Genomic DNA, 26,231 nt, shown 5'->3' on the forward strand with positions numbered 1-26,231 from the left:
GGTCAGCTCCCTACCGGAGGAATGAGGATCAACACTTCGTCCCGCGCCGTTTCCGGCCCCACGGTTTCCCGCGAGCCGTCCGCCCGGAACCACTGCATGGTGTAGGTGTACTGGTCACCGCCGCCGGCCTTCTTCGGCACCTTCCAGTGGAAGGCCTCGGGGTTTCCTTCAAAGGTCTTCTCGACGTTGGGATCCGCCCAATCCGGTGCATCCGGATAGTCGAGGCGCAGCTTGGCGAGGACGAATCCGGCGGCCGCCAGGTCGGGGGTGAGAATCCGCACCTCGACCTCCAGCATGCCCTCCACCAGATCGCCGACGATCAGGTTGCGCTCGGCGGTTTCGCGCTCCGGGGAACGCTGGGTGGTGCCGTCGTTGCCGAAGACCGTGACGGCGTAGGAGTAGCGCGGTTTCTCGTCCAGCCGCGACCGGAAGAGCGTCCACCCCTGGCTGGCGCCGTCGCCGGCCAGTTCCAAGCTGGTCTGCTGGTTCTCGTACCCCAGTTCGACGATCGCCTTGCGAATGCGAGCCAGCGGATCCACCAGGTTGACGGAAATCGGCACCGCCTTGGTCGGCGGCTGGTTGAGCACCACCAATTGGGCGCCCTCGTCGGTCTGCAAGATCGGCCCTTCCTGGGTCGACTCGTAGAAGTACGTCGAGGCCACCTCGAACTTGCGCGAGGCGCCCGCCGGCGGCCGAATGTGCACCTCCGCCGTCGAGTCCGCCTGGGTCAGCACGTGGGTCGCCGAGTCGTTGGCCCCGGCGGCGGCCTCCGCGTAGCGGACCTCCGCCTGGATGCTCCTGACGGACTGCCAGTCCACCTGACCGGCGGTGACGGTCACCGGGAAAGTGGCTCCGACCACCCGCGGATCGATATCCAGGTTGCGGGTGGTGGTGCGAATCCACGGCGAGGTGGCCGAAGGCGAGGCGTCGCCCAGGGCGAATCCGGCCTTGTAGTGGACGATCACCTGGTACTCCAGTTCGACGCTCAGGCGATGGTCCAGATGGAAGGCGAAGGAGCCCGCCTCTCCCGGCTGGTTGAGCACAAACTCCTTGCTGTCCTTCGGTCCCGTGCCGTCTTCCCGCTGGCCGTAGCGCACCTTGACATTCATCGACCGCACGCCTTCGGCTTCGAAATCCGCCGTACTGCCAACGGTGCCCTGCATGGTCTCGAAGAACGGGTGGCGCAGGTCCACCATCAGGATCTTGTCCGACAGGTCCGCACCGCCCGAGGCGAAACGGATCGAGCTCTGCGGCGCCGCCGTCCGCCGCTGGGCGGAAACCTGACGCAGATCGAAGGTGATGGTCTGCTGCTCTTCCTGGGTCAGCGAACGCATCAGGAAGCCCACCTGCGGCCGGCCGGCCTGATTCCAGCGCTCGACGGCGGTCAACGGACGGTCGCCGCCGCCGCCGTCGGCCGCATCGCCGTCGCCACCGCCATCGCGCTCCGACGCCGGCGGCGGAGCTTCGCCGCCGGGGCGGGTGTTGGCGGTCGTCGCCGAACGGCCCTCGTGGCGCGGCCCGGCGGTATCGCCGGTGTTGCCTCGGCCGGTGGCCGCCGTTTGCAGGGGAGTGGTGAAGCCGTCGGTATTGGCCACTGCCGCCACCGCCGGATCGTAGACCGAGAGTTCGCCGCGGTCCTGTGCCAGCACCTGGCCCGGCTGCAAGCCCGGCCGGAAGAACGACCAGGTAGCCAGCTCCTTGGCCAAATTCTGGAGCTGTGTCGCCCGCTCCGCCAATTCCGGCCCTTCCAGGCCCAGGTAGTCGACATCCTCGATGGTGATCGCCCCCTGCTTGCGGAGAGTCTCCATCTCGGCGTCGATATCCGCCTTGAACCACAGAGTGTTGACCTGGGCACGGGACCGCAGGTGCTGGTAGGACTGCCGGAAATCGATGGTGATCTTGCATTCGCGAGCCGGCATCAGGCCCTTGTAGTCGAGGTTGTAAACCATCGCAATCTGCGATGCGCCACCGGCTTCGATGGAAGACTTCATCAACAGGGCGCCGCGCTTCGAAAGCTCCAGCGCCAAAACCGCCTCATTTTTGCCGTAGAGCGAGGGAGTCGCCGAACCGAGGATTTCCTCGACAAAACCGGAGCCTCCACCCTCCTCGTCGTCGTCGCCGGAAGCCAAACCCGGCGCCGCACCGGCGGACTCACCCAGAGCGGTCACCCGCACGCTGCCGCGCTCGAAGGGCACCGGCACCAGGTCCACCGCGCCGCCCACCCGGCTTTCCAACTCACCGCGCACCGCGGCCAAAGTGCCGGCGGACACTTCGAGATCGACGGTCATGGTCAAGAAACCACCGCCCTCGCGATCGCCCTCCTCGAATTCTTCGCTCGCAGCGATGTCCTCCCGATAGATCAGGAGCTGGAACATGTGCTCGCCGCCCTGCTTCGAAAGCTGCGGCGAATCCGGCATGTACCAGAAGCGGTTCTGGGAGGTGTAGTCACGGAAAACGGTGACTCCGTGGAGCTCTAAGGCACTGTCGAGATTCAGCATGCTCTAGTTCCTAGGTCGTGGTTCGACTCCTCCGGGAAGTCGAAATGGGATGCGTTGCAGTCCAAGGCATAGACGTCCGGCTCGTGATGATCACCGGCGACGCCGGCGATAAATTCGTTACATGCCAATCCGTCGAACGGCCCCGGCCTCCCCGTCGAGCGATCCGGCGAAGCGGAGTTCCTGGGCAGAACCGCCCGCCCGCCGCTCGGTCCTGCCGCGGGCGGCAGCAGCGTGCTCCTCGACCCCGTCCACCACCCGGGTTGAAGATTCCAAGCGAAAGGACCGGCGGGCAGAACTGGGCGTTCCACCGAGCTGCAAGAGGTACTCGGCCTGCGCATCGGGCAAGCCCCGACCCCAGGCCTTCTCCAGTTCCCGGGCCGACGGCTCGTCCAATTTTCGCTGCAGAGAACAGCGGTTGTCGCCATAGAGCGAAGGAGAGCCTTCGAGGGTCAGCCCGGGGAGGAGGGTCACCACCACCCGTCCGCCGGCCCAGGTCACCGGCGCCAGCCGCACAGGCATCCCCTCGGCGCGCTGCGTCAGCAAACGCTCTACTCGCTGACGATCCGACTCCGCAAGGGTGAGAACGGTGGTCAGCGAAACCACCCCACGCTCCGCCTCGAACCGTCCCCGCACCTTGCGGCCGGTCAGCGTGAGCTCCAGATCCTCCACCGCCGGACGAACCGGCAGGGCGTAGAAGGTGGAGCTGTCGGTGGTATCCGGATAGACCCGGACATCGGAAAGCTGGGAAAGGTGAATCGGGCTATGGACATCGAGCATGGGCGGCGACTCCGGTGGTGGGGTTCACCGGATTCAGGCGCAGAGGCGGTCCGCGCCGTTACCCAAGTTGAGCTACGAGATCGGCCTTCTCAGCGACCAACGATCTGTATCGAGCGTTCGAAGTGACTCTGATCCTGCGCCCTCCGGTGACTTGGTCAACGGCCCTGTGGCTCCGCCTTGACTGCCGGGATTCATCAATTTATAATCGAATGCCAAACATTGAAAGAAAGGACTTCTCAATGTCCAAGGGCGCCACCCTCATCTTACTTTCTTTCCTACTCTTAACACTTCCCCTAGAAGCTGGCGAAGGATCTCTCGATCCTGACGCCGCAAAGGAAAACTACGCTGCAGGAATCAACGTCGACGGAACACCTTCGGACTCCTCCGCCGAGAAGAACGAAGCTGATTCGTACAGAAACCCATGCCTTGACGCTCAGAACTACGAGTGCTTTGCAAAGTGCAATGACTTCTGGGGCTGGTGCGTAGACGGAGACGATGGCTGCTTTTTCTACTATGTCGACGACACATGCATCGACGACTACCAGGTCGATCAATGCTGCGTCCATACCCTCCAATCCGGGCTGTTCTAGACTCCCACCGCGACGATGAAGAGATTCCTGGTTCCCGGCCTTACTTTATTGGCCTGTTTAGGCTTGGGGGTTCCTGCCTTAGGTCAACAGTTTGGCCTGTTTCCGGAGCAGGGCCAGGTGGATGGCACGGCCGCACTAGCGTTCGTCGCACTTTCCTCAGATGCTCAGCTCGAGGGCGCACCCAAGCCTCTGGATCCTGACGGACTAGAGGTCCACCTCGTGAAGATGGAAAACCAAGAGGCTCGGTCCAAGACCGTTCTACCGGCGGGTACGTGGGTGGCGCCAGCACGGGGCATCTACAGGTACTGGATCGAGGGGAACGACTGGATTAGCCCGTCCCACGGGATCCTCCACTTTTCGGCAGCACCATTTCGAGGCCAAGGACACATCGTAGCTCGGAGAGTAGTGCCGGCGGGCACCGTAAAGCTTGCCATTGGTGAATTCCTCGGGCCCGAAGAGGAACTTCGACTCCTTCATCTCGACAGTCATCGGTGGCTCAAGGCGCCGATGCCGGAGATGTCGAGAAGAGCGAATGGGAGCGAGGCCTTCGAGGGCGTCGCCATGCCAGCGGGCCAGATCATCGCTGGCGTCTTTGACACGCGAAGCAAAGAATATCGTTGGCTGTCGCAGCCGATCACGGTTCTCGCAGGGAAGGCGGTGGAAGTCTCGTCAACTCCTTTCGGAGAGGGTACCACCATAGTTGCAGTTTTCGATCGCCCCCAGGTCATGCGAAGTCACTCCCAATATGACGCTTCTGTAGCTCTTCGCGGCCAACAAGGGGATGAAAGGCTTCCCGACGTCCAGGTCGCCACCGCGGAACGGATCCATGCCGTCTTCTACGATCACTATGAAAGGGTCGTCTCGCTGCGAGTCCGCTCCCCGTCGGTAGGCGCCCCCTCCCAAGATCTCGCCCTGCGACCAGGAAAAGTCGAGAGCTTTCGCGGGTTCCTGCGTTTCCTGCCATCGCTGCATGTCCATCTGAACACGCCCAGTGAGTTAGTGATCCCCATGGGCACTCAAGTCGCGGCGAGAACGTTCCCGGAGCGCCTACCCATCGCGGAGAAGCCTCTGGGACCGACCTTGTCCACGACTTTCATCCACCTTCCGGCCGAGCCGATCGAAGTCGTCGTCGAAGTTCCACCCTGGCGGTTTCTGGGAAGAACCGATCTCTCTGACTGGCAAAATGGAGAGATCGAAATACAAGCCGAGACAATTCATTTGTCGGGCACTGTGTTCCGAGGCCAGGAGCCAATTCAGGCGGAAATCACCTTTCATCTTCAGGATGACGACCCTGACTTTCAACTGCGAACGGAATCCGACTCCGAAGGTCACTACGAGACGGTGCTCTATGGACCTCCCGCCATTGCGCTGGTCAAGCCGGCAGACGAGCCGGAGAGGAAGCCTCACTGGGAGCTTCTGATCAAGACAGATTTTCCCGATCCTTCCCGGCTTGACTTTCTCATCCCAGACAACAGAATTTCGATACATACCACCGACCTTCGCAGCGGAGAGCCAGTCGAAGGAACGGTTGTCAGATATCGCAATCTACACTTGGATGGTACCGAGAAAGTTGGCAAATACCATGGAAAGGTCATAACAGATGAGTCCGGATCGGCGCTCCTTCCAGCTTTACGGAATGGGAGCCTCGAGCTTCATCTTAGAGCCGACTCATACAAAGATGCCGAGATAGACGATGTCGCAATCGGCATGCTGCGCGATGAGAGAACACTGGAGATTGCACTCGAACCCGAGGATGCTTCCTCAATTTCGATGACTTTTCTAGGTCCCGACGGCACTCCGGCGGAGGGTTCGCAGATCATGGTACCCGACGAGAGTGGCGAACGTACTCTCTGGACCGCTCAGGCGGACAGCAAGGGCCGAGTTGCTGTGCCCGAGCGGTACGTTGGCTCCCGATTGCTCGCCCGATTTCACCGGGCTGGCTTCCTGGTGGATCGCGTACCTAGTGGCGAGAGAGCTCTCACCTTTCCTGCCACGCGTTCTCCGATTCGAGCCCGGGTCCTTTTCAACGGAGACCCCAGCCCTTGGGCACGGATAGCCATAGAGATTCAAGGCATCATTGTCAGTGGCCCGTCTCTCCGGTGGCTAACCGGTGCAAGTACCGCCGACGACGCCGGCATCTGGCAGGCACGAGGTCTGCCGAAGCTCCCCATCTCCCTCGTCGCCTGGCAGCCCAGGCAAGACGAGAACCGCGATGCTGTTGCGCTCATTGCTTCGTTCGGGCGCTCTCTAGGTCCGTCATGGGCAGGCAACCTGGAACTCGACGCAGTTCAGTAAGATTTCCCCTAGAGCCAACCCAACAGCCAGGAAACGCCACCCGGTCTACGGCCGCACCGCCGTCCCCAGCGTCGTATCCCCAGACTCGTGGCCACGAACTCTCGAGCTCAATGCGGTGAGTTAAGTTGCGACTGCCGGGTGGATCCGCTTGAGAAGCGTCGGTCCCCACCCGTTGCCTCCGTTCACCGTACCCCAGCGAATGGCGGTAGTGAAGCCGAAGAACGAACCACCGTCCTCAGGAGGACCCCATGATCAACCCAAACCACCGTCCCGTTTACGCCGTACTCGCCGGAGCCGGCGGCATTGGCTCGGCCCTTTGCCGGCAGCTCGCCGAGGGCGGAGCCAAGGTCGCCGTTGGAGGCCGCAAGCGCGAAAAGGTCGAGGCGCTGGCGGACGAGATCGGCGGGCTGGCCGTGGAAGTGGACGGACGCTCTTTCGAGCAGGTGGAAAATCTGCTCAACCAGGCCGCCGAGCTGGGCGACCTGGTAGGCGCCGCGAACTGCGCCGGCTCCTTGTTGCTGAAACCGGCCCATCTGACGCGCGAAGAAGAACTGCAGGACACCCTCGACGCCAACATCACCACCGCCTTTGCGCTCGTGCGAGCGGCGGCCCGGTCGATGAAAGACGGTGGCTCGGTGGTGCTGATGAGTTCCGCGGCGGCGCGCATCGGACTGCCGAACCACGAGGCCATTGCCGCCGCCAAGGGAGCGGTCGAAGGGTTGGTGGGCGCCGCAGCGGCAACCTATGCCGGCCGCGGCCTGCGGGTCAACGCCGTGGCGCCCGGTCTGGTCGACACCCCTTTGGCCGCGCGTATCACCGGCAACGAGAAGGCTCTGGAGGCGTCCCGTAGCCTCCATCCGCTGGGCCGCATCGGACAGCCGGAAGAAGTGGCCGCGCTCATCGCCTGGCTGCTCGGTCCCGATTCAGGCTGGGTGACCGGTCAGGTATGGGGCACGGACGGCGGGCTGGCCTCTCTCAAGGGCGGATAGCCGGTTCCCGGACGGGCAGGTCTAACGAATCGCCGCCGTCCACAGCGTCGTATCCCCAGACTCGAAGCCGTCGGAGAAAATCTCTTCACCACCGATCCGTTCCGTCGTGAAGAACCAGTTGAAGTCGCCGGTGGTCACCGACGAGGAGGTGATGCGCTGGTGGTTGCCTTCGATGGTGGTTCGGCTGCTCGAACAGAAGGCGAAGCTCGACGTGTTGATCAACCGCACCACCAGATCGCAGGAGTCGGAGACTCCGGCATAGACCAGGTGGACGGTGTAGTCGTCGGCGGTGCCGGCGATTTCGTCGAGGCCGGACATGCCGAGGCGAAGGGTCGCCACGTCGTCCGCCACCAGGGTGCGCTGCTCTTCCCCGGACCGAGCGCCTTGCTGCATGGAAGCTTCGGTATTCGGCACGCCGTAGAGCGCCGATACGGTGAGATCCCCATTGGCGGGGAACAGATCACCGGGCGGTAGGTTCTCCAGCGTGCGGCTGTAGGTGGTGAAGTCCACCGTCGCCGGCAAGGTGAAGGGATTGTTCACGCCGTTCTGGTACCAGTGGCGATTCAAGTCATCGCCCCGCACATCGTCCGCCGAGCCTTTCACCCCATCCGCACCGGCATCGAGATCGAAAACACCGTTGGGCCCAGCACCGGTCTTGGTGTAGTTGCGGTCCGCGCTCGCTACCGGAGATTCGGACGCCAGGTTCGGATGCGACAGGCCGATACAGTGACCGACTTCGTGCAGGATGGTGGACTCCCAGTCGATCTGATCCGGATCCAGTTCGGAACCGTCGCCGCGGCGCACGTTGCCGGTGGTCGGCTCCAGCGCGTTCCACACGGCGATGACGTTGCGCAGGGGAATCTCCATCTCGCTGACGGCGATCGAGTCCGGATCGATGCAGATGCCCACCGTAACCACCCCGCCGGTGCCGTCGTAGCCCCGTGGATGGAGGATGCGGTCTGGATTGGCGTCGGAGGCGCCGATGAAGGCACCGGCGTCGGCCGGAGACGACGACAGCCACACCATCGACACACCAAGAACCGCGCTGACGAGTTGTTGGCGATTGATCATTGCGCGCCCTCGGTGGCGGTCAATCTCGGATCCGAGAGTAGGGCCCGGAGACCCCGCTCGGCGGCCGCCAGACCCTGCAAGCCTCGAATCTGCAGGTAGTTCTCCGCTTGCCACGCCACGTCGGGCCAGACGATCTCGCGCTCCAGCCCCGACTCGACCAGGCCATTCCCCGCCGGATCGTAGAGACTCAGGCGTATCGTCAAGAGGGTCCAGGAGGTATCGGAGATGTGAAGCTCGGCTTGCTCTTCGGCCAGGCGGGCCTGGTCCGCGAGGCGCTTCTGATCCGCCAGCCGCTCGCCGTCGAAGGCCAGTACGCCGTTCTCCTCGAAAGAGCGAACCAGGGCATCCAGCTCTCCCGGATCGAGATTCATCTGAAAGTCCCCGGCTCCGCGCATGTAGCGCGGAATGTGGACCAACGCCCGGCCGTCCCCGAAGATGCGCAGGAGCGGCACTGGGTCGTTTTCCTCCAGCTCATCGTGCAGGACGGTGTACTCGACCAGCAGATGGTTCGCCGCCGGGGGAAAGGCGATGCGTGCTTGTTGCTGAGCTTCGGAGCCGAACCCACCGATATGGGCCAGGGCGGCGATCCAGGCCACGAGGAGTGCACTCCTCCCCGGCCGATTCTCACCTTTAGATTGGGTCATGTGGCCTAGTTTAACGGCAGATCGCCGGCAAGGAAGCTCTAGCCTGGATTTCTCACCGGCGACCGTAGCGAGAGGCTGTAGGTCGCTGGAGATGCAAGGCATCCGCGGGTTCTGAGCCGAAGGCGTCCTTTCGGTACGTCGAGGAGCAGGTTCCGCGGACAACGCAGCAGATTCAGTGGCATACGGACTCGCAGTAGGTTGACGGTGAGAAAGGCAGGCTAGAGACTGAACATGTCCGCCCGGGCACCGTAGAGCAGCACCGGCCCGGTAGGACGTTCGAGGGCTGCGGGATCTTCGAGGGTCACCGCCACTCCGGTCATGTCGTAGTCCGGTAGCGCGTCCGCTGCCCACTGCACGATCGCCTCGCGGTCGTCGTCCATTGCCAACCTGCCAAGGGGCATGGCGTCGCCCTCGGCAAGGGCCCATAGAACGTAGGCCATGCCATCCGGCGCCGGTTCGAGGTCGCGCGCCTGGATGTACCAGGCGCGCTCCACCTCGGACATGAACAGGGCACCCCTCGCCTCCGGCTGCGGCGGCGCCTCGCCGGTGGGGTACATCAAGCAAACCTGGGTACCCGGCGCGGTAAAGGACACCAACCGCTGAGAGATCTCGGAGAGGCGCTCGTCGCCAATGGAGCGCGCCAGTACCTCCTGAGCGAGAAGCTCTTCGGTGCGGGCCAGTTGCGCGCTCTGGTCGGCGAGTTGGAAGGCCAACCAGCCGGCAAGGGCCAGAGCGAAAAGAGCGATGCCCGCCGCCCAAGCAAAAGGCGGCGCTCCACGCCTCGTCGAGCCGGTCGCCGAGGCGGCCGAGCGGAAGGGCCGGACCTCGGCCGAGCGGCCCGCCGACTCTTTCGGGCGAGCCTCTCCCGGACCGGCCGCCGAGCGCTTCGGCAACGCCGCCATCAGGCGCTCACGCGCCTCGGGCGAGGGTTCGATGGGCTCGATCTGCTCCGGAATCAAGCCGAGCAGTTCGTGGTACTCGCGTTCGAGGGCGCGATCTTCCGGCGATTCCTCCGGCAAAAAGGTGGGTCCGCTGACCCGACCGGATTCCAAGGCTTCGATCGCGGCGAGGATCGCTCGATCCTCGCGGTCGATTCGTTCGTCCGTCACAAGAGCTCCCCAATCTCAGCGCCTAGAGCCAGGCGCAGCTTCTTCATCGCAAGCAGCGTGCGAGTTTTGACCGTGCCGAGCGGGATGCTCGCCGATTCGGCGATCTCGCTCTGGGTCAGGCCTTTGAAATAGGCCAACTCGACGACCTGTCGCTGCTCTTCCGGCAGTTCACGCATCGCGGCACCGATGCGCTTTCGTCTCTGTTGCAGAAATACGTTTCCAGAGGCCTGAGGGGATTCATGGTGGATGCGATTTTCTTTTCGCGCCGCTTCCGTTGTGCGGTCCACCACCTTGCGGCTGCGCAGGCGATCGATCGAACGGCTGCGGGTGATCAAGGACAGCCAAGTGGTCACTGAGGAGCGTCCCGGATCGTAGCCGGCGGCCCGGCTCCAGGCGTGGAGAAACACCTCCTGGAGCACTTCCTCGCCGTCCGACGGATTGCCGACGATACGCGTTGCCAGGCCGAGCAGGCTGGCGGAATGGCGATCGAACAGCTCGCCGAGGGCGGCCTCCCGTCCGGAGGCGACCTGGAGCATCAAATCCGAATCGGAGTAACTGCCGAGATCGCTGGAATTTGCTGTCATCGTTCGGGCAAGGCGCGCGGAGCACCGAAACAAAGAATGTCATCAAAGGAACAAGGACGGAATCGAAGATAGCATGCCCCGGATGGGACCGAAACGCCACCAGATCGCCGTCGTCGGGGCTGCTCGCTGCGACCCACTGCTGTCTCGCAAAGGCGAGGAGGTGGGCCGGCTCCTGGCCGAGGCCGGGGTCACCTTGTTGACCGGCGGCCGTGGCGGCGTGATGGCCGCCGCCTCCCGCGGCGCCCATCTCGCCGGTGGACGCACGGTGGCGATTTCGCCCTCCCTCGGTGAATCGCCGAACGCCACCGACGAGGTGGTGATCGCCACCGGCATGGGCCAGGCGCGAAATCTCGTTCTAGTGCTTTCGGCGCGGGCGGTGATCGCCGTCGGTGGAGGCTGGGGCACTCTGTCCGAGATCGCCCTGGCGCTCAAACACGGGATTCCGGTGGTCTGCCTCGAGAGCTGGATGCCCGAACTGCCGGACGGCGCACCGGAGCCCTTGCTGCAGAAGGCCGAATCGCCGGCAGACGCGGTACAAAAAGCCCTGCGCTCTTGAGTAAAAAATAAATATCCTGAAAATTTGCATCAGCACCCTGCTCCGAGTCTGCATGGCTGGGCGCCCCCGGGCGAGGCGGCGCCGGAGGGAACGGGGTGAGCCTTAAAAAGGCTAGCCTTTTTAAGGTGAGGGGGCGCCCAGCCCCTAGGAATCAAAGCTAGCAGGGCAGCTGAAATGCCAGGGCGAAGCCCTTCTTCAGCTGCCCTGTTAGCTAGAACTGGGCTTTTGGGCCACGCGCGGCTTCGGTGGCGACGCCTCCGCCGGCTCGAAAGGCTCATAGCACTGGCGACAGCGGGCCTCGTAGGCTTCGAGGTCGCCCACCTGGAGTTGATCGGAGCCGCCGGCGGTGCGCTGGCTGTAGTGGGCGGCACGCCCGCAACGAACGCAGATAGCGTGCATCTTGTCGACATACTCGGCGATCGCCAGCAACCGCGGCATGCAGCCGAAGGGGCGCTGCATGTAGTCGAGGTCGAGGCCCGCCACGATCACCCGCACGCCGAGGTTAGCCAGCTCTTCAACCCGCTCGACCAGGCCGTCGTCGAAGAACTGCGCTTCGTCCACCCCCACCACCTGCACCCCGAAGCGCAGGCGGTCGAACATCTCGGCGCTGTCCTTCACGCTGATGGCGTCGAGTTCGCGGTTGTCGCGGGTCACCAGGCGTTGGGGGCCGAAACGGGTGTCCGCTGACGGCTTGAACACCTGCACCGACTGGCGGGCGATACTCGCCCGCCGCAAACGCCGCACCAGCTCTTCGCTCTTGCCGGAGAACATGCCTCCGGCGATGACTTCGATGTGTCCTCGGGATCGTTCGTCCACGCGTCGCTTTCTTGAAGATTTCCTACCGCGAGCGGGTTGCCCCGACCCGCTCGCTCAATGGATGGACCGTCCTACCGACGGCCGATTCTATCACCGGAGGCCGTGTTACGATGCGCGGCCATGGCCGAAAGACCCCGTGATCGCAGGATTTTCAGCTACGACGACGTCCTGACCAGCTTCCCCGCCGTGCGCGACCTCACCCGCGCCGCGGTGAGTCAGATCGAAGCGCTGACCAACCGCGTCCGCAGCTACGACGAAATGGAAGATCGGCGAGGTGAGTTGGAGGAGTCCATCCAGCGCATCGTCGACGCCTGGACCTCCGAAGTGCGCTCCCTCGGCTGCGAGGTGAAGGGCCTATGGCTGGTGGACTGGGACAGCGGCGACGGCTATTACTGCTGGAAGTACCCGGAAGAAGCCGTCTGCCACTTTCACGGCTACGACGAGGGATTCGCGGGCCGAGTCCCTCTCAATTGAGCACTTAGCTGGCCCGCCGAACCATCTCCTCCCAGCCGCACGCCGCCACGGATTCGACATAGGCCGTCGCCTCTGGCAACTCTTCCCGCGAGTAGGTGTGCCCTACCGCCACGGTGGTCAAACCGCAGGCGTGAGCCGAGGCGAGACCCGCTGGACTGTCCTCGATCACCAAGACTTCGTGCGGATGGATCAGGCGCTCCGGCAGGGGCGGCATGGAGTTGAGGAGGGTGAGAGCCGTTCGATAGCTCTCCGGATCTGGCTTGCTGGCGGCCACGTCGTCCGCCGTCACCAAGAACTTGCAGAGATCCCGCAGCCCTTCCTGCATGAGCGCACCCTCCACTTCGTCCCGCAGCGCGCCGCTCACCACGCCAAGCACGGCGCCGGAATTCGCCGCCTCGCGCACCAGATCCACGGCGCCAGCGAAAAAGGGGTAACCGTTTCGCCGGATCCACTCCTGGTAGTAGGTGCTCTTGCGGGCGAGCAGGCGGGCGAGCTTTGCCGCCTCGACAGCCCGGCCGGCGCGTTCGAAAACTGCCGTGAAACAACCCCGGTCGTCGAAACCGAGGTACTCGGCCTGGTACTCCTCCTCGGAGAGGTCCAGCCCCTCTTCGGCGAGCACCCGCCGGAACAGCTCGAAATGGAGCGGTTCGTCGTCCACCAGGACGCCGTTGAAATCGAACAAGACAGCTCGGAACACGGGCCGCATCATAACCGCGCGAGGTGTTCAATGGTGGCGCGAGCGGTTGACGTGGGAATTCGGCGGCGCTAAGTTGCCTTATGAGTCTTGAACTCAACGACCGGCCGCATCGGCCGGCCGCAACCCTCCGAGGAACACGAGAGATGCAAGAAGCGACGACACCCCCGGCGGACGCCAACCCTACGCCGATTCCGGATGGCCCCCTTCAGGTGACGCCCAAGGCCGTGGACATGGTCAAGATCACCCGCGAGCAAGAGGGCATCGACCCCTCGTACCACCTGCGGGTGGCGGTGCGCGGCGGCGGCTGCAGCGGCTTCGAGTATGCCCTCGACTTCGACGACGAAAAGCGAGAGAACGACATCGTCCTCGAATATGACGGGCTGGAGGTGGTGGTGGACGCGGTGAGCGCCCGCTACCTGGAGGGCACCACCATCGACTATGTGCTGGGGATGAACGGTACCGGGTTCAAGTTCAACAACCCGAAGGCGGTGGGGACGTGCGGATGCGGCTCGTCCTTCGCGGTTTAGAAGCCGGATCTGCACGCATCTGCTGCGTCGTGCGGCCTGCCGGCTCCTCGGCGTACTAGGAGTACGCCTGCGGGGCCGGTCAGACCGCAGCTCCTTGCATCTACGTACAGCTTCGGCTTCTAACCCCGGTCCTTACCGCGTTCCAGTCCGCCGAGCGAACTCGTTGAGGCTACGCCGAACGGTTCTCCTCTAAACGGGCGGTTCCTCCGTCCGGTAGTTCGACAATCTCTTTCGCCTTCTTGTGAACGATCGCCAGACCGGCGGCGTTTTCTTCTGAGACGCGGTCCAGGGAGGTTACCGTGCCGACGGCGCGGCCGTCCCACGAGAGGTCCATCCCGAGTTCTAGATTCGCTCCGTCTTGCGGGACGACCCGGCATAGCCTCCGGTTGACGCCGCCTCGGTAGTGGATTCTGGCGATCACTTCCTGGCCCAGATAGCAGCCCTTGGTGTAGCTGACGGCGTCGTCCAGGCCGGTTTCTTTGGGGAAGTTGTCGGGTCCAAAGTCCACACCGAAGGCCGGCTGGCCATGTTCCACCCGTAGGGCCTCGAGGGCCAGGGCCCCTACCGGCTGGCTGAAGGCTGCGAGGGCTTCTTCGATCGCCGCCGCAGCGGAGGATTCAGCCCACAGGGTCCAGCCGGGTGCACCCAGGTGATCTCGCCGCACTGCCCAAAACTCGCTTTCTCCGAGGGTCGCCTCGACACCCGCCCAGGGAGCCACGGTTTCGCAAAGGGCACCGCCGCTGCGCTCGGCCAGTTCGGCCATCGCCACCGGACCGGCGACGATCCAGGGCGCGAGTTCCTCGGCCGAGGCGGTCTCCACCCGGTCCGCGATGATGTATTTCTCTAGATGTTCCCGAAGGGTCGCCCCAAGCCCGGCGGGCAGTTCGAGCAGCAGATCGTCCGCCCGGCAGGAGACGACAATGTCCGCCAGGATACGGCCCTTGGCGCTCGACACGAAGCCGTAGCTGCCTTGTCCCGGCAACAACTCCTTGACCTCGCAGGTCACCAGGCCGTGGAGAAAGCGCTGACGGTCGGCTCCGGTCATCGAGAGGCGGTCCGGCGAGGGCGACCAGTGGCCGGCGCCAGTGCGCAATGCCGACAGCTCGGCGACGGGATCGCCGTGGTGAGGGAGCAGGGTGGTTTCGGGGAGGGATTTCGCTTCGCTCATCGGCATGAGTCTAGCCGCAAACCCACCCGAGACCGTTATCATTCCGCCATGGCGCAACAGCTACCCTTCCGACTTTCCCTACCCGCTTCCGCCCGCGCGGACTTTCTCGAAGGTTTCATCGACCACCCATCGAACCCCGGCCCCTGGCCGACGGTAATTATCTGCCACGGCTTCAAGGGCTTCATGGAGTGGGGGTTTTTCTCCGCCCTCGCCCACCTGCTGGCGGAACGCGGCTTTGCGGCGGTTCGTTTCAATTTCTCCGGCGCCGGTCAGCGGCCCGGCGAGGACCGGGTCAGCGACCTCGCGGCTTTCGAGGCAAATACCTTTAGCCGCGAGGGCGAGGAGTTAGGCACGGTCCTCGACGCGGTCGGCGGCGGAGGCCTGGAGGTGGAGCGCGGAGTGTTCGGTCCAGGACAATTCGATGTAGAGCGCATCGGCCTTTTCGGCCATTCTCGGGGAGGCGGCGCAGTACTGCAAGTGGCGGACGACCCGCGGGTTCGCTCCGTCGTCACTTGGGCCGGCGTTTCGACCTACCAACGCTGGAACGACGAGCAAAAAGAGCAGTGGCGGAAGGCGGGGGGATTTCCGGTGATGAACGGCCGCACCGGCCAGGAGCTGACCCTCGGACTGGGGCTCCTCGACGACATCGAGCAGAACGCCGACGCCCTCGACCTGGAAGCCGCCGCTGAGCGCCGGGAGGCCCCCTGGTTGATCGTCCACGGGGGCAATGATGAAACGGTGCCAATCGAAGAGGCGGAGACCCTCTACGCCGCCGCCCGTGAGCCCCGAGAGCTGCTGCAGGTACAGGACGCCGGCCACACCTTCGGGGCGAAGCACCCTTTCCAGGGACCCACGCCGCACTTGATCGAGGCAATGAACGCCACCCAGGACTGGTTCCGGAAGACCCTAGCGTGAGCGAGAGCACCAAGCAGGCGGCTTCCGGCTGGTTGTTCTGGGACGTGGATACCCAGGTGGACTTCATGCGTGAGGACGGCGCCCTCTACGTGCCGGACGCCGAATCCCTCGACCCCCATCTCGCTCGGCTGACCTCGGCGGTGGTGGCGCGCGGTATTCCCCTGGTGCAGTCGGCCGACGACCACGAATTGGACGACGCCGAGATCTCCCTGGAGCCGGACTTCTCCACCACCTACCCACCGCACTGCATGCGCCGCACCCGCGGAGCGAAACGCATTCCCCAGACTCAGATTGACGACGTGGCGGTGATCGGCCATCAGGCCATCCCTCGGTCGGATCTAGAAATGCGCATCGCCGCCGCATCGGGGGTACTGCTCCTCAAGAAGCACGTCGACGTGTTCACCAACCCCAACACCGAAGTGGTCTTGGACATCCTGCAACCGGAGCGGGTGGCGGTGTACGGCGTGGCCCTAGATGTGTGCAACTTCCACGCGGTGGAAGGGCTCCTGCGCCGTGGCTATCGGGTGGTCGTGGTGAGCGACGCCACCCGCCCCCTCGACCCGGAACGCGGCGAAGAACTGCTGGCGGAGTGGCCGGAGCGGGGCGTCGAGCTGATGACCACCGAGGAACTTCTAGCCGAAATCGCCCTCTAGCCAAGCCCCCCTAAAACAATCGCCCAATTCCAAATTCTCGTTCGTAGGCGTCGGCGTCGAGCTTGCGCCGGGTGCTAGCGGTGCTCATGAAGCGGATCTTGCCGAAGATCGGCCGCTCCGGACCCCACGGCCGATCGTAGCGCCCGAGGCACCAGAAGATGCCGCTGTAGGAGTTCGGATTGCGGCCGTCGAGGGCGTATTTGTTGTTCAGCTCGATCATCACGTCCAGCGCGTCGCGCGGCGTGGCGGACCATTCGAGGATTTTCTTGCCCCACAGCATCCGCAGGTAGTTGTGGATGCGCCCGTCGCGAATCAGCTCGCGCTGGGCGGCGTTCCACAGCTCGTCCTCGGTCTTGGCGCCCTCGAATTCTTCGCGGGTGTACACCTCCGGCCGATCGTCGCCGGCGTGCTCTTCGAGGGTTTCGATGGCCCAAGCCGGCAGTGAGTCGAACGCCGTGTAGTCCTCCTTCAGGCAAGCCATGTTGTAGCCCACCTCGCGCCAGGTGAGCAGTTCATCGAGAAAGGACTCGGCGTTCTCGCCCATCCCCCACCAACCGCTCCGAGAACCGGTGGCCTTGGGAGCGAGATCGTCCGGCGTCCAGTCTTCCCGATCGGCCAGTGCCGAGAACACTTCATGGACGGAGATGTGCCCGAAATGGAGGTAGGGGGACAGTTCGCTGGTCGCGCGGTCGATCACGTCCCGACGGCCATCCTGGTAGCGGTCGAGGCGCTCTTCGAGGAAGCGATCCAAGAGCTCGGCGGCCGCTTCGGAACCGCCGCTGTAGGACACCGGCGGCACCTCGTGGTCGATGGGAAAGTCCGCGAGATCCGGCGGATTCCCGAGATCCATCGGCGGCCAGCGGTCGGTGATGTCCTCCGGTAGCGGCCCCTGCCACTCGGGCAGGCCACGGGTGGTGAGGGGATCCTGCCGCGGCCGGTCGCCGAGGTGCGCCGGCAGGGTCTTTTGCAGGAAGCGCCGAAAGTCCACCGCGCGCAAAAAAACTTTCTCCGTCGCCCGCATCGGCAGGACGCCGTTGCCGTCCACCGATTCGAGGAGCACCGGCAGCCTGTCCGCCGCCGCCGCCACCATGCGCGGCAGGAAGAAGCACGGGAAGTCGTCCGTCACCACCACCGCGGCGCGCTCCGCCAGCGTTTCGAAGAGGCCCTGGCCGGCGCCGTTTTCGGGCTCCAAATACGGAAAGTAACCCACCCGGCTGCCGGCGAGGCGCGCGCCATTAGCCACCATGCCGTCGATCACGAAGCGGTGGATGCGGTCCGAGGCCCAGCGGTAGCCGGAGCGCAGCGGTTCGAACACCAGCACCGGCTTGTCCAGGGCCTTGGCCCAGTCCACAGCCCGGTCGAAGGCGAAGTTCCAGGTGGTCCGGCGGTAGGCGATCATCCAGTACAGGACAAAGTCGCCGTCCTCACGCACCGGCCGATCGTTGGCCGCCCGCAGGCGAAGGGTGGGCACTCGGGTGGCGATCTCGTCGGCTTGCATCTAGCCAGACTTTCTCACCGGCGACCGTGACGAGAGGCCGTAGGTCGCTGAAGATGAAAGGCATTCGCGGGTTCTGTGACGAAGGCGTACTCTTAGTACGTCGAGGAGCAAGTTCTGCGGATAACGCAGCAGATTCAGTGGCATATGGACTCGCAGTCGGTCGGGGGTGAGAAACGCAGGCTACGTTTTCCATCCGTTCACGGAAGCCGAGGCAAAGGGCCAGTCGGCGGCCAGGTGGGTAAAGTCTTCGAGGGCCTGTACGGCGCCGGCTTGCCGCAACCGCTCGACGGTGCTGCCGCCGGTGGCGACCCCCAGGCAGGGCAAACCGTTCGCCCGGGCACAATCCACATCGTGCACCGTATCGCCGACGATCCACACACAATCCGCTTCGTACTCTCGCCGATGGATCTCAGCGGCCCGCGCCAGGGCGACCGGCGGCAGGTCGCGACGGTGCTCGCCGTCGTCCCCAAAGGCGCCAAAGGCGAAGTGGTGATCGAGGCCCGCCCGCCGCAGCTTGACGGCGGCGCCGGCCTGCCAATTGCCGGTCAGTAAACCCAGTTCGACATCCGGCCGGGCCGCCAGCCGTTCGAGCAGGGTCGAAACACCGGGCATGATTTCGATCTCGTCGGCGGCGAGCTCCGCTTCGAGGCGGCGTACCCAGGCGGAGCGCACCTCGGGAATCGCCGCCACCGAGCGTTCCAAGGTCCAGCCCGCGGCGCGCCCCAGATCTCGCACGATCACCGGATCGATCTTGCCGGCGAAGTCGTAGCCGGGCACCCCGACGGCGGGCATCCGAACATCTGCCAATGCGCCTTCGAAAATCTCCCGGAGGCGCGGACCGCAGCGCAGTAGGGTGCCGTCGATGTCGAAGAGGATCAGGTAGGACATGGGATGTTCAGGCGGTGGAGACCGACCGCCGATGGTGATCGTGACGCCCTATCAGGGTAAACCAAAACCAGGCGAGAATGCCGACCCCGAAGGCCCAGCAGCCGATGACCCAGGAGAGTGGCCGATAGCGAAACTCGACGGTATGCTCGCCGGCCGCTAGCCGAACACCCAGAAAAGCGCCGTTCACCCGCTCCGGCTCCAACCGACGACCGTCCACCGTGAGCCGCCAACCGGGAATCGCCGGCTGACTGGTGACCACCAGCAGGGGCTCTTCAGCGACCACCCGGGCGCCGAGCACGCCTTTTTCGACCTGTAGATCCGCGAGCCTTCCACGGCCGTTGGGGGTGACCACCGGAAGCTCCCGCTCCGGCGGTACGGCCACCACCGCCCGGGCCGCGAAATCTTCGAGGGAGACGGCCGCTTCCATCGCCACCCGCGGATTCGCCAGGCCCAGAACTTCGCGCGGCAGAAACATCCGCGGCAGGGCGCCGGGGTTCTCGTAAACCACCGCATCGCGCCCTTGATAAACCACCTCCACGCCGGCCCGGTGGTGCATCGACGGATGATCGAAGAGGTAGCGCACGCCGAGGAAGTCGAGGGCCGGGTGGTCGGGATCCAGGATCTTCACCCAATTTCCCCGCCGGGGCGTACCGAAGGCTCGCGAGAAAGCGGCGTAGGGGCCAAAGGTCATCGGGTCGTTGGCGCGCACCTCCTCGAAACCGAAAAAGCTGGCGGCCTGAGGCACCAGAGCGGCGTCGAGCCCGGCTACCCGCCAGACTGTACCTTCCAGTCTTTCGGCGACGCAGCGGGTCGCCAGGGTCTCCGGGAAAAACGCCGAAGCGTCCGCGACCGGCACCCAGCGAGCGAAGTGGGCGAGGCGAGGCACCAAAACGGTCGCCAACAGCAGAGCCAGGGCCACCCTGCGCAGACGACCTCGGGGGTTCCAGCACAGCACCGCGGCCAGGACGATCAGCGGCACCAGTTCCAAGGCCAGAGCGCCGCCGGACAGCAGCGCGCCGAGAAAGACGGCCAGGATCGCCGTGAAGACGGCCACCGCCGTCCGCCGGCCGTACCGACTCCTGACCCATCCCTCCACCCCGAGGGCCGCCAGCACCGTGCCGGCAAGGCACCAGCCGAGGGCGAGCCGCTTGAGCAGTGAATCCCGCAGCAGCGGAATCCAGCCGAGCGGCTCCGCCACCAGCGGCACCAGGGCGCCGGCGGCAAGGGACAGCAAGCCGACCCCAAGCAGAGCCCACACCACCCGTCGACGGCGATACCGCCAGACTCCGAAGAGCGCCAGCAGGACAGCCGACGCACCGAGGGACCCGCCCCCCACCTCGGCCAGGTTTTCGGGACCGTGCCAACTTCCGTCCCGCGGATCGCCCCAGGCCGCGAAGGCCACCGCCGGCGCCAGGCGATCCAGCGAATCGACCCACCGAACGCCGGTCTGGGCACGGCGCTCAGCCCGCGCCTCGGACCACTCGGCGGAGGCGCGAAGGTTCTCCACCACCGGCAGCAACACCGGCGCCGCCAGCAGGAAGGCGAGCAAACCGGCGGCGGCCACCCAGCGCAGCCGAGGGAGAACCCGCTGCCGCCAGCGGCCGAGCAGGAGGGCGAGAAGTCCGGCGAGGAGTACCCCATGGAGTAGCGTCTCCGGATGGCCGGCAAAGACCCCCAGGGCACCGCAAACGGCCAGCCGCGCCGCCGACCGTCGGACGGATTCGGTCGTGCGGCGGCGCAGCAGATCGAGGGCCGCCACGGCAATCCAGGGCGCCATGGCGGCGACCAGCGAATGGGGATGGAGCCGCCAGAGCTGGAGGAATCCGGAGCCGACATAGACCGCCGCCCCAACGAGCGCAGCCGGTTCCCGCGCCCCCAAGCGCCGCGCCAGCAGGAACAACCCCCAGCCGGCGATCAGCAGGCGCGCCGCCTGCGAGTAGGGCAGCGAGCGGAAGGGCGGCAGCCCACGCGAGGCGAGTTCAGTGGGAAAGAGCACCGCCGACTGACCGTTGCCCAACAGCGCCGCGCCGGCCCCCTGGGAGGAGTTGAACAACCAACTGTCCCGCGCCGCCCGGCTCCAGGGGAGCATCTGCGACAGCGGATCGAGCAGTAGCGGGTTCACTGCCGACGACGAAGCGGCGCTCGCCGCCACCAGTTCCGGGTCCGCCCAGGGCGGCACGCCAGCGAGTTGCGGCGTCGGCGCAAGGGTGCGGCCGGGAAGGAAGCCGGAGACGGTGAAGGCCAAGGGCAGGAGCGACAGGATTGCCACCGCCGACCAGGAGAGGCAGCGCCCTCGCAGCCACCGCCGCCCGAGGACGGCGAGTACCGCCGCCGTCGCGCCGTAGAGCAGCACGAGATGAACTAGCGCGGGGCCGGGCACTCGATTTCGGTCAGCAGGAGAAGATCAATCCCGCCAGCGAGGCGGCTTCTTGTGGTCCAGCACATGGGCAATGCCGCGTTTGCAATCGTCCGTCTCGCGCGCTTTGGCGTTGACCTCGGCGGCGTGGCGCAGGGCGTCGGACAGGCTGCGGCCGGGAAGGTCCAAGAGCAGCCGCTTGGTGCTGGCGATGGACTGGGAGCTGCCGTTGGTGAGGATCTCCGCGGCGAGATGCTCTCCGGCGTCCTGAAGGTCTTCCACCGCCACCACCCGATTGACCAGGCCGATCTCCAGCGCCTTCTCGGCGGTCATGAACTGCGGGTTCAACAGCACCTCGCGAATGTCCGCACCGCGCAGCCGGAGCGGCAAATAGGTCGCCACCAGCGCCGCCACGAAGCCGATGCGCACTTCACTGTAGAGGAACCGGGAATCTTCGGCGGCGACCACGAAGTCGTGGGCCGTCGCCAGTCCGCAACCGCCGGCGACGCAGGAGCCTTGCACCAGCGCGAGGGTCAGCGTCTCTTGCCGCAGCACCGACTCGAAAAGATCCATCAGCCGACCGGAATCGCGCCGGTTCTCCTCCGGCCCGGCATCTCGCAGGGAACGCAGGTGACCGAGGTCCGCACCGGCCGAGAAGTGTCTGCCCTCGGCGCGCAGCAGCACCGCGCGAACGCCCTCGCCGAGAAGGTCGCGGCGGTAGAGTTCGGTCAGCTCGTCGAGCATCTGAGGCGCCAGAGCGTTGGCCCGCTCGGCGTTGTCCAGGGACACCCACAGGAGATCGCCCCGCCGCTCGACCTTGATCATCTCGAAGGACACGAAGTCGCCCACGCTCAAGCCCGGCTCTCCGGCAGCTCCTTCAGCAGTTCCTCTGGTACGTCCACCTCCAGGCGCAGCAGCCCCTGGGCGTGGGTTTTGCCCTGGGCGTCGTTGATCAGGCTTTCCGTACCGCCGCCGCCAAGGGAGTCGTGCAGGATGAAGTTGAAGGCCTGTAGGTTGGGCACCTCGAAGCGCTTCACCGGACCACGGCAGACGTGGCGGAAGTGCTCCTTCACCCGCTCCGGCGTGACCTGCTGCCGCAGCACTTCCCACAGTTCCGGCGAGTAGGCGATCAAACCCACGTTCGACGCTTCGCCCTTGTCGCCGGATCGGGCGTGGGCCACGCGGCTCAAAAGTATTTTCATCGGGTAGATTCCTCGGATTCGGTCCGGTGGCTCCCGCGCAGAATGACGCCCAGGGCCGACGCAGCCAGGGCACCACCGGTCGCCAGCGCCGTCGCCGGATGGGTAAAGATCGGATGGTAGAGGGCCGGCAGGGCGGCGCGGAAGCCGAGGTCGAAGATCTCGCCGTGGCGGACGACCAGGCCTGCAAAGGCAAACCAGGCCAGGGCGAGGAGGAACAATCCGCCACCAATGCGCCGGCCGGAGGACCAGTCCCGTTCGACGCCCCGTCGCAGCCACAGGGTGTAGAGCAAGCCGAAGACGAGGCACCAGCCGGCGAAGGCCAGCCGGTTGGCGAGGGCACTCGCCAGCATCCCCACCAGGAATACCGGCAGCAAGCCGGCGGTGATCGGCAGGTACCAGTCGAAGAAAGCCTCGCGGGTGAGGTTCAGCCTCCGGGTGGCCTCCGCTGGCGCAGAGGCCGCTGGCGCCGTATCCGCCGTCACGCCTCCTCCACGGAGACCTCGATGTGGTCCTCCACCTCCTCGCGGGCCAGTAGCGCCGGCCAGTAAGCCACCACCGTCTGCGGCTTGGGACGACCGCCGGCAAAGCCCGTGACCCCGGGAGGACCGGCGGTCACCAGCGGCGCGATCTCCTTGCCGAAACGCTCGACCTTGGCGCGATCGGCGTCGCGCACGCCGAGGCGGAGCACCACTTCCGGCGGTTCCTTGGGCGCCTCGAACACCCCCGGCAGGCAGGCGCCGATGCCCAGAATCTCTTGCGAGCGGCACTCCTCCGGGAAGGTCACCCCGGCCCGCTCCAGGCGCTTCCACACCAGCTCCGCCGCCAGCTTCGCCTTGTCCACGGCGCGCGGGCCGGAGAGGGTGATCTGGCCGGAGCTCTTGTAGCCGGCGAGGTGCGAGGCGGAGATCTTCAAGAAGGGCGTGCGCGGCCGGCCAACAACGCCGGAGACCTCCACCCGATTCTCGCCGGCCTGAGCGAGCTGAATCGAGGTGAAGTCCGCCACCACATCCGGCGTGATGTATTCGTTCGGGTCGCCCATCTCGTAGAGGAGCTGTTCGGATACGGTGTCCACGGTCACCATGCCGCCGGTACCGGGATGCTTGGTCACCACGAAGGTGCCGTCCTCGCGCGCTTCGACCAGGGGATAGCCGACATTCCACAGGTCCGGCACTTCCCACCAGCGCGAGAAGTTGCCGCCGGTGCACTGTGGACCGCACTCCAGGATATGGCCGGCGATGGTACCGGCGGCCAGGCGGTCCCAGTCGTCCTCCGGCCAGCCGAATTCGTAGGCCAGCGGCGCCAACGCCAGGGCGGTGTCCGTCACCCGGCCGCACAGCACGATATGGGCACCGCCGGCCAGCGCCTCGCATACCGGCCGGGCGCCCAAGTAGGCATTGGCGCTGGTCATGCGGTCGACCACCGGGCCGATGGGCTCGCCGGTGTCCATGTTTTCCAGCGGATGGCCGGCGGCCACCAGATCCGGCAGCCGCGGCAGCACGTCGTCGCCCTCGATCACCCCCACCTTGAGGCCTTCGACCCCCAGTTCCTTCGCGACTTCGAAGATCTTCCGGCGGCAAGCGTGGGGATTCAAGCCCCCGGCGTTGGTGAGCACCCGGATGTTGCGATCCACCACTTCCGGCAGCACCCGCCGGATAAAATCGATGAAGTCCGTGGCGTAGCCCAGGGAGGGATCCCGGAGCTTCTGACGCATCATGATCGACAGGGTCACCTCGGCGAGGTAGTCCATGCCGAGATAGTCGATCTCGCCGCCCCGTAGAAGCAGCACCGGGGCGTCGATACTGTCGCCCCAAAAACCCTGTCCGTTGCCGACTCGTACCGTTTTCATCGAGCCGAGAGTAGCAGGTTGATGCCACCGGCGCACGCGCCGATGGCATCACCTGCTAGGGAGTTTTTCAGGGGGGCTTGGGCGCCCCCCTCACCGCGAAAACAAGTCTTCGCGGCTCCCCCCATCCCCGGCTTAGCCGCCGAGCCCTGACGGTCTCGGTCGCCCGATCAAACCGAAGATACGCAAGGCGGTCTCTCGTGAATGGGGAGCCTGACCCACCTGGTCTTCGAGGCCAGCGGTACGGTCAGCTTTGGCTGCCGGTACCCTCGTACATCCGCTCCAAAACGTCCTGGTTGCGGGTCTCGACGACCTTGCGTTTGATCGACATCTTGGGGGTGAGTTCACCGGTCTCCTGGGAGAAGTCCGCCGGCAGCAGGTGGATCTTCTTGATCGTTTCGTAGGAAGCGAGGTCGCCGTTGACCGCCTGCACCGCGTCCCAGATCAGGTCGTGCACCTGAGCCTTGGAAGCGAGGTCGGCGTAGTCCGAGAAGGCGATGCCCTGATCGCTGGCCCATTTGCCGACGGTCTCTTCGTTGATGGTGATCAGCGCGATACAGAACGGCCGCTTGTCGCCCAGCATGACCACCTGAGAGATGTAGTTGCAGCTCGCCTTGAGCTGGTTTTCGACATTCTGCGGCGCGATGTTCTTGCCGCCGGCGGTAACGATGATGTCCTTCTTGCGATCGGTGATCTTCAGGAAGCCATCCTCGTCCACGAAGCCGACGTCGCCGGTGTAGAGGCGGCCCTGGGAGTCGAGCGCCTCGGCGGTGTCCTCCGGCCGGTTGTAGTAGCCCTTCATCACGCCGCGGCCTCGAATCAGGATTTCGCCGTCCTCAGCAATCTCCACCGCCGCACCGGGCACCGGCAGGCCGACGGTGCCGAACTTGTACTGCTCAGGACGGTTGACGAAGCTCGCCGCCGACGACTCCGTGAGGCCGTAGCCTTCAAGGACCAGGATGTCCGCCGCGTGGAAGAACTCAGCGATCTCACGCGCCAGCGGCGCACCGCCCGAAACGAAGAAGCGGATCCTTCCGCCGAAGCGGTCCTTGAGCTTCGAGAACACCAGTTTGTCGGCGACCTTGTGCTTGAAGGCCAGCAGGCCGGAGGCGTCCTTGCCGGCTTGGCGCAGGCGCGACACCTCTTTGCCCACTTCCAGCGACCAGAGGAAAATCTTGTACTTCAGGCCGCCGGCTTCGCGGGCGCCGGACACCACCTTGTTGTAGACCTTCTCGAACACCCGCGGCACCGCCGCCATCACCGTCGGCCGGGCGACGGCCAGGTTGTCGACCAGATCGTCGATGGAGCCGTCGACCGCCGTCGGCACGCCGATGCGCACGGAGGCCACTTCCAGCACCTTGGCAAAGGAGTGGGCCAACGGCAGGAAAAGGTAGTGCTTATCGGTCGGCGACAGCACCCCGATCTCCTCGATGGCGCCGGCCTCGAATACCCAGTTGTCGTGGGTGAGCATGACGCCCTTTGGCTTGCCGGTGGTGCCGGAGGTGTAGATCAAGGTGGCGAGATCGTCGGACTGGACGCTATCGGCGACTTCTTCGTAGGCTCCCGGGTTGGCGCTCTCCCAGGCGGCACCGCGAGCCGCCAGATCGTCGAGGGTCAGCAGCCAACCGTCGTCGGCGGTGCCGCCCGGCACCGCGCCCTCGATCACCACCACCGCTTTGACGGCGGGCACCTCGCCGCGCACCTCCACCAGCTTGGCCGCCTGCTCGGCGTTCTCGGCGAATACCACCACCGCCTCGGAATCACCCAGGATGTAGGCGCATTCCTCCGGCGTGTTCGAAGGATAAATAGTGGTGGTGGCGCCGCCGGCGCAGAGGATCGCCATGTCCACCGTCACCCACTCCGGCCGGGTCATCGACAGGATGGCGCAGCGCTGGCTCTTCTCCACTCCCAGGCTGCGCAAACCGCAGGAGATCTGACGGGCGCGATCGCCCACGTCGCGCCAGGTGAGGGTGTACCACTCTCCGCCCCGGCGCCCGTACATCGCATCGCTGTCCGGCGAGGTGGAAATCCGGTGGTGGAACATCTCGACGACGGACTGGAACGAACGGTCGCTCATGCAA

Annotated in this window: 25 protein-coding genes; 8 read left to right on the forward strand and 17 right to left on the reverse strand. The window is 65.3% G+C overall.

The window, feature by feature from the left end:
* Window positions 1-2: 2 nt before the first annotated feature.
* Complete coding sequence (locus tag AAF481_12395; GenBank protein MEM7481966.1) at window positions 3-2,498, reverse strand: hypothetical protein; 2,496 nt, start codon at window positions 2,496-2,498, stop codon at window positions 3-5.
* Window positions 2,499-2,615: 117 nt separating this feature from the next.
* Window positions 2,616-3,275 carry a hypothetical protein gene (locus tag AAF481_12400; protein ID MEM7481967.1) on the reverse strand — a complete coding sequence of 220 codons (660 nt, stop codon included), beginning with the start codon at window positions 3,273-3,275 and terminating at the stop codon, window positions 2,616-2,618.
* A 122-nt stretch (window positions 3,276-3,397) separates the two neighbouring features.
* Here AAF481_12400 and AAF481_12405 point away from each other — a divergent pair, with 122 nt between their 5' ends.
* From AAF481_12405 to AAF481_12415, 3 genes are all read left to right on the forward strand, one after another.
* On the forward strand, window positions 3,398-3,865 hold the full coding sequence (locus AAF481_12405; protein MEM7481968.1) for a hypothetical protein: 468 nt from the start codon (window positions 3,398-3,400) through the stop codon (window positions 3,863-3,865).
* A gap of 405 nt (window positions 3,866-4,270) precedes the next feature.
* Complete coding sequence (locus tag AAF481_12410) at window positions 4,271-6,160, forward strand: carboxypeptidase-like regulatory domain-containing protein (protein MEM7481969.1); 1,890 nt, start codon at window positions 4,271-4,273, stop codon at window positions 6,158-6,160.
* 248 nt (window positions 6,161-6,408) lie between these two features.
* Window positions 6,409-7,149 (forward strand): SDR family oxidoreductase, encoded by a 741-nt coding sequence (locus AAF481_12415; protein ID MEM7481970.1) that lies wholly within the window; start codon window positions 6,409-6,411, stop codon window positions 7,147-7,149.
* A gap of 21 nt (window positions 7,150-7,170) precedes the next feature.
* Here AAF481_12415 and AAF481_12420 read toward each other — a convergent pair whose 3' ends face one another.
* From AAF481_12420 to AAF481_12435, 4 genes are all read right to left on the reverse strand, one after another.
* Window positions 7,171-8,220, reverse strand: a complete 1,050-nt coding sequence (locus AAF481_12420) for a hypothetical protein (GenBank protein ID MEM7481971.1) — start codon at window positions 8,218-8,220, stop codon at window positions 7,171-7,173.
* Window positions 8,217-8,816 (reverse strand): hypothetical protein, encoded by a 600-nt coding sequence (locus tag AAF481_12425; GenBank protein ID MEM7481972.1) that lies wholly within the window; start codon window positions 8,814-8,816, stop codon window positions 8,217-8,219. The genes AAF481_12420 and AAF481_12425 overlap by 4 nt, the downstream gene beginning before the upstream one ends.
* Window positions 8,817-9,082: 266 nt before the next feature.
* Complete coding sequence (locus tag AAF481_12430; protein MEM7481973.1) at window positions 9,083-9,973, reverse strand: anti-sigma factor; 891 nt, start codon at window positions 9,971-9,973, stop codon at window positions 9,083-9,085.
* Entirely contained in the window at window positions 9,970-10,509 is a 540-nt protein-coding gene (locus AAF481_12435; GenBank protein ID MEM7481974.1) for a sigma-70 family RNA polymerase sigma factor, read from the reverse strand. The genes AAF481_12430 and AAF481_12435 overlap by 4 nt, the downstream gene beginning before the upstream one ends.
* A 130-nt stretch (window positions 10,510-10,639) precedes the next feature.
* On the opposite strand from AAF481_12435, the gene AAF481_12440 reads away from it, so the two are divergent.
* On the forward strand, window positions 10,640-11,113 hold the full coding sequence (locus tag AAF481_12440; GenBank protein MEM7481975.1) for a TIGR00725 family protein: 474 nt from the start codon (window positions 10,640-10,642) through the stop codon (window positions 11,111-11,113).
* Between the two features lie 207 nt (window positions 11,114-11,320).
* Here AAF481_12440 and AAF481_12445 read toward each other — a convergent pair whose 3' ends face one another.
* A complete protein-coding gene (locus tag AAF481_12445) occupies window positions 11,321-11,929 on the reverse strand; it encodes a thymidine kinase (protein MEM7481976.1) in 609 nt (202 codons plus the stop codon).
* 120 nt (window positions 11,930-12,049) lie between these two features.
* Here AAF481_12445 and AAF481_12450 point away from each other — a divergent pair, with 120 nt between their 5' ends.
* Window positions 12,050-12,403 (forward strand): DUF2203 family protein, encoded by a 354-nt coding sequence (locus tag AAF481_12450; GenBank protein MEM7481977.1) that lies wholly within the window; start codon window positions 12,050-12,052, stop codon window positions 12,401-12,403.
* 4 nt (window positions 12,404-12,407) lie between these two features.
* Here the strand turns inward: AAF481_12450 and AAF481_12455 are convergent, their stop codons facing one another.
* The gene (locus AAF481_12455; protein ID MEM7481978.1) at window positions 12,408-13,100 is read right to left on the reverse strand and encodes an HAD family phosphatase; all 693 of its coding nucleotides are present in this window, start codon (window positions 13,098-13,100) and stop codon (window positions 12,408-12,410) included.
* A gap of 143 nt (window positions 13,101-13,243) precedes the next feature.
* On the opposite strand from AAF481_12455, the gene AAF481_12460 reads away from it, so the two are divergent.
* Window positions 13,244-13,627, forward strand: a complete 384-nt coding sequence (locus tag AAF481_12460) for an iron-sulfur cluster assembly accessory protein (protein ID MEM7481979.1) — start codon at window positions 13,244-13,246, stop codon at window positions 13,625-13,627.
* 169 nt (window positions 13,628-13,796) lie between these two features.
* Here the strand turns inward: AAF481_12460 and AAF481_12465 are convergent, their stop codons facing one another.
* A complete protein-coding gene (locus AAF481_12465) occupies window positions 13,797-14,795 on the reverse strand; it encodes a hypothetical protein (protein MEM7481980.1) in 999 nt (332 codons plus the stop codon).
* 48 nt (window positions 14,796-14,843) lie between these two features.
* Here AAF481_12465 and AAF481_12470 point away from each other — a divergent pair, with 48 nt between their 5' ends.
* Both AAF481_12470 and AAF481_12475 read left to right on the forward strand, forming a co-directional pair.
* Complete coding sequence (locus AAF481_12470; GenBank protein MEM7481981.1) at window positions 14,844-15,710, forward strand: prolyl oligopeptidase family serine peptidase; 867 nt, start codon at window positions 14,844-14,846, stop codon at window positions 15,708-15,710.
* A complete protein-coding gene (locus AAF481_12475) occupies window positions 15,707-16,363 on the forward strand; it encodes an isochorismatase family protein (GenBank protein ID MEM7481982.1) in 657 nt (218 codons plus the stop codon). Before AAF481_12470 ends, AAF481_12475 begins: the two co-directional genes overlap by 4 nt.
* A gap of 10 nt (window positions 16,364-16,373) precedes the next feature.
* On the opposite strand, the gene AAF481_12480 is transcribed toward AAF481_12475, so the two are convergent.
* The 8 genes from AAF481_12480 to AAF481_12515 form a co-directional block, all read right to left on the reverse strand.
* The gene (locus AAF481_12480; protein ID MEM7481983.1) at window positions 16,374-17,861 is read right to left on the reverse strand and encodes a deoxyribodipyrimidine photolyase; all 1,488 of its coding nucleotides are present in this window, start codon (window positions 17,859-17,861) and stop codon (window positions 16,374-16,376) included.
* 180 nt (window positions 17,862-18,041) lie between these two features.
* Window positions 18,042-18,749 (reverse strand): HAD family hydrolase, encoded by a 708-nt coding sequence (locus AAF481_12485; GenBank protein ID MEM7481984.1) that lies wholly within the window; start codon window positions 18,747-18,749, stop codon window positions 18,042-18,044.
* 7 nt (window positions 18,750-18,756) lie between these two features.
* Window positions 18,757-21,129 (reverse strand): YfhO family protein, encoded by a 2,373-nt coding sequence (locus tag AAF481_12490; protein MEM7481985.1) that lies wholly within the window; start codon window positions 21,127-21,129, stop codon window positions 18,757-18,759.
* A gap of 24 nt (window positions 21,130-21,153) precedes the next feature.
* On the reverse strand, window positions 21,154-21,954 hold the full coding sequence (locus AAF481_12495) for an enoyl-CoA hydratase-related protein (protein MEM7481986.1): 801 nt from the start codon (window positions 21,952-21,954) through the stop codon (window positions 21,154-21,156).
* 2 nt (window positions 21,955-21,956) lie between these two features.
* On the reverse strand, window positions 21,957-22,307 hold the full coding sequence (locus AAF481_12500) for a hypothetical protein (GenBank protein MEM7481987.1): 351 nt from the start codon (window positions 22,305-22,307) through the stop codon (window positions 21,957-21,959).
* Complete coding sequence (locus AAF481_12505) at window positions 22,304-22,789, reverse strand: hypothetical protein (GenBank protein ID MEM7481988.1); 486 nt, start codon at window positions 22,787-22,789, stop codon at window positions 22,304-22,306. Before AAF481_12505 ends, AAF481_12500 begins: the two co-directional genes overlap by 4 nt.
* Entirely contained in the window at window positions 22,786-24,153 is a 1,368-nt protein-coding gene (locus AAF481_12510) for an acyclic terpene utilization AtuA family protein (GenBank protein ID MEM7481989.1), read from the reverse strand. Before AAF481_12510 ends, AAF481_12505 begins: the two co-directional genes overlap by 4 nt.
* 244 nt (window positions 24,154-24,397) lie before the next feature.
* Window positions 24,398-26,227 (reverse strand): long-chain fatty acid--CoA ligase, encoded by a 1,830-nt coding sequence (locus tag AAF481_12515; GenBank protein ID MEM7481990.1) that lies wholly within the window; start codon window positions 26,225-26,227, stop codon window positions 24,398-24,400.
* Between the last annotated feature and the right edge of the window lie 4 nt (window positions 26,228-26,231).

This window comes from Acidobacteriota bacterium (assembly GCA_039030395.1).
GTDB lineage: Bacteria > Acidobacteriota > Thermoanaerobaculia > Multivoradales > JBCCEF01 > JBCCEF01.

Excerpts from the sequence above, each read along its gene's own strand:
- AAF481_12395 (MEM7481966.1), bottom strand. The coding sequence starts at position 2,498 with ATGCTGAATCTCGACAGTGCCTTAGAGCTCCACGGAGTCACCGTTTTC.
- AAF481_12400 (MEM7481967.1), bottom strand. The coding sequence starts at position 3,275 with ATGCTCGATGTCCATAGCCCGATTCACCTTTCCCAGCTTTCCGATGTC.
- AAF481_12415 (MEM7481970.1), top strand. The coding sequence starts at position 6,409 with ATGATCAACCCAAACCACCGTCCCGTTTACGCCGTACTCGCCGGAGCC.
- AAF481_12420 (MEM7481971.1), bottom strand. The coding sequence starts at position 8,220 with ATGATCAATCGCCAACAACTCGTCAGCGCGGTTCTTGGTGTGTCGATG.
- AAF481_12435 (MEM7481974.1), bottom strand. The coding sequence starts at position 10,509 with ATGCTCCAGGTCGCCTCCGGACGGGAGGCCGCCCTCGGCGAGCTGTTC.
- AAF481_12440 (MEM7481975.1), top strand. The coding sequence starts at position 10,640 with ATGGGACCGAAACGCCACCAGATCGCCGTCGTCGGGGCTGCTCGCTGC.
- AAF481_12450 (MEM7481977.1), top strand. The coding sequence starts at position 12,050 with ATGGCCGAAAGACCCCGTGATCGCAGGATTTTCAGCTACGACGACGTC.
- AAF481_12460 (MEM7481979.1), top strand. The coding sequence starts at position 13,244 with ATGCAAGAAGCGACGACACCCCCGGCGGACGCCAACCCTACGCCGATT.
- AAF481_12465 (MEM7481980.1), bottom strand. The coding sequence starts at position 14,795 with ATGAGCGAAGCGAAATCCCTCCCCGAAACCACCCTGCTCCCTCACCAC.
- AAF481_12470 (MEM7481981.1), top strand. The coding sequence starts at position 14,844 with ATGGCGCAACAGCTACCCTTCCGACTTTCCCTACCCGCTTCCGCCCGC.
- AAF481_12480 (MEM7481983.1), bottom strand. The coding sequence starts at position 17,861 with ATGCAAGCCGACGAGATCGCCACCCGAGTGCCCACCCTTCGCCTGCGG.
- AAF481_12485 (MEM7481984.1), bottom strand. The coding sequence starts at position 18,749 with ATGTCCTACCTGATCCTCTTCGACATCGACGGCACCCTACTGCGCTGC.
- AAF481_12500 (MEM7481987.1), bottom strand. The coding sequence starts at position 22,307 with ATGAAAATACTTTTGAGCCGCGTGGCCCACGCCCGATCCGGCGACAAG.
- AAF481_12510 (MEM7481989.1), bottom strand. The coding sequence starts at position 24,153 with ATGAAAACGGTACGAGTCGGCAACGGACAGGGTTTTTGGGGCGACAGT.
- AAF481_12515 (MEM7481990.1), bottom strand. The coding sequence starts at position 26,227 with ATGAGCGACCGTTCGTTCCAGTCCGTCGTCGAGATGTTCCACCACCGG.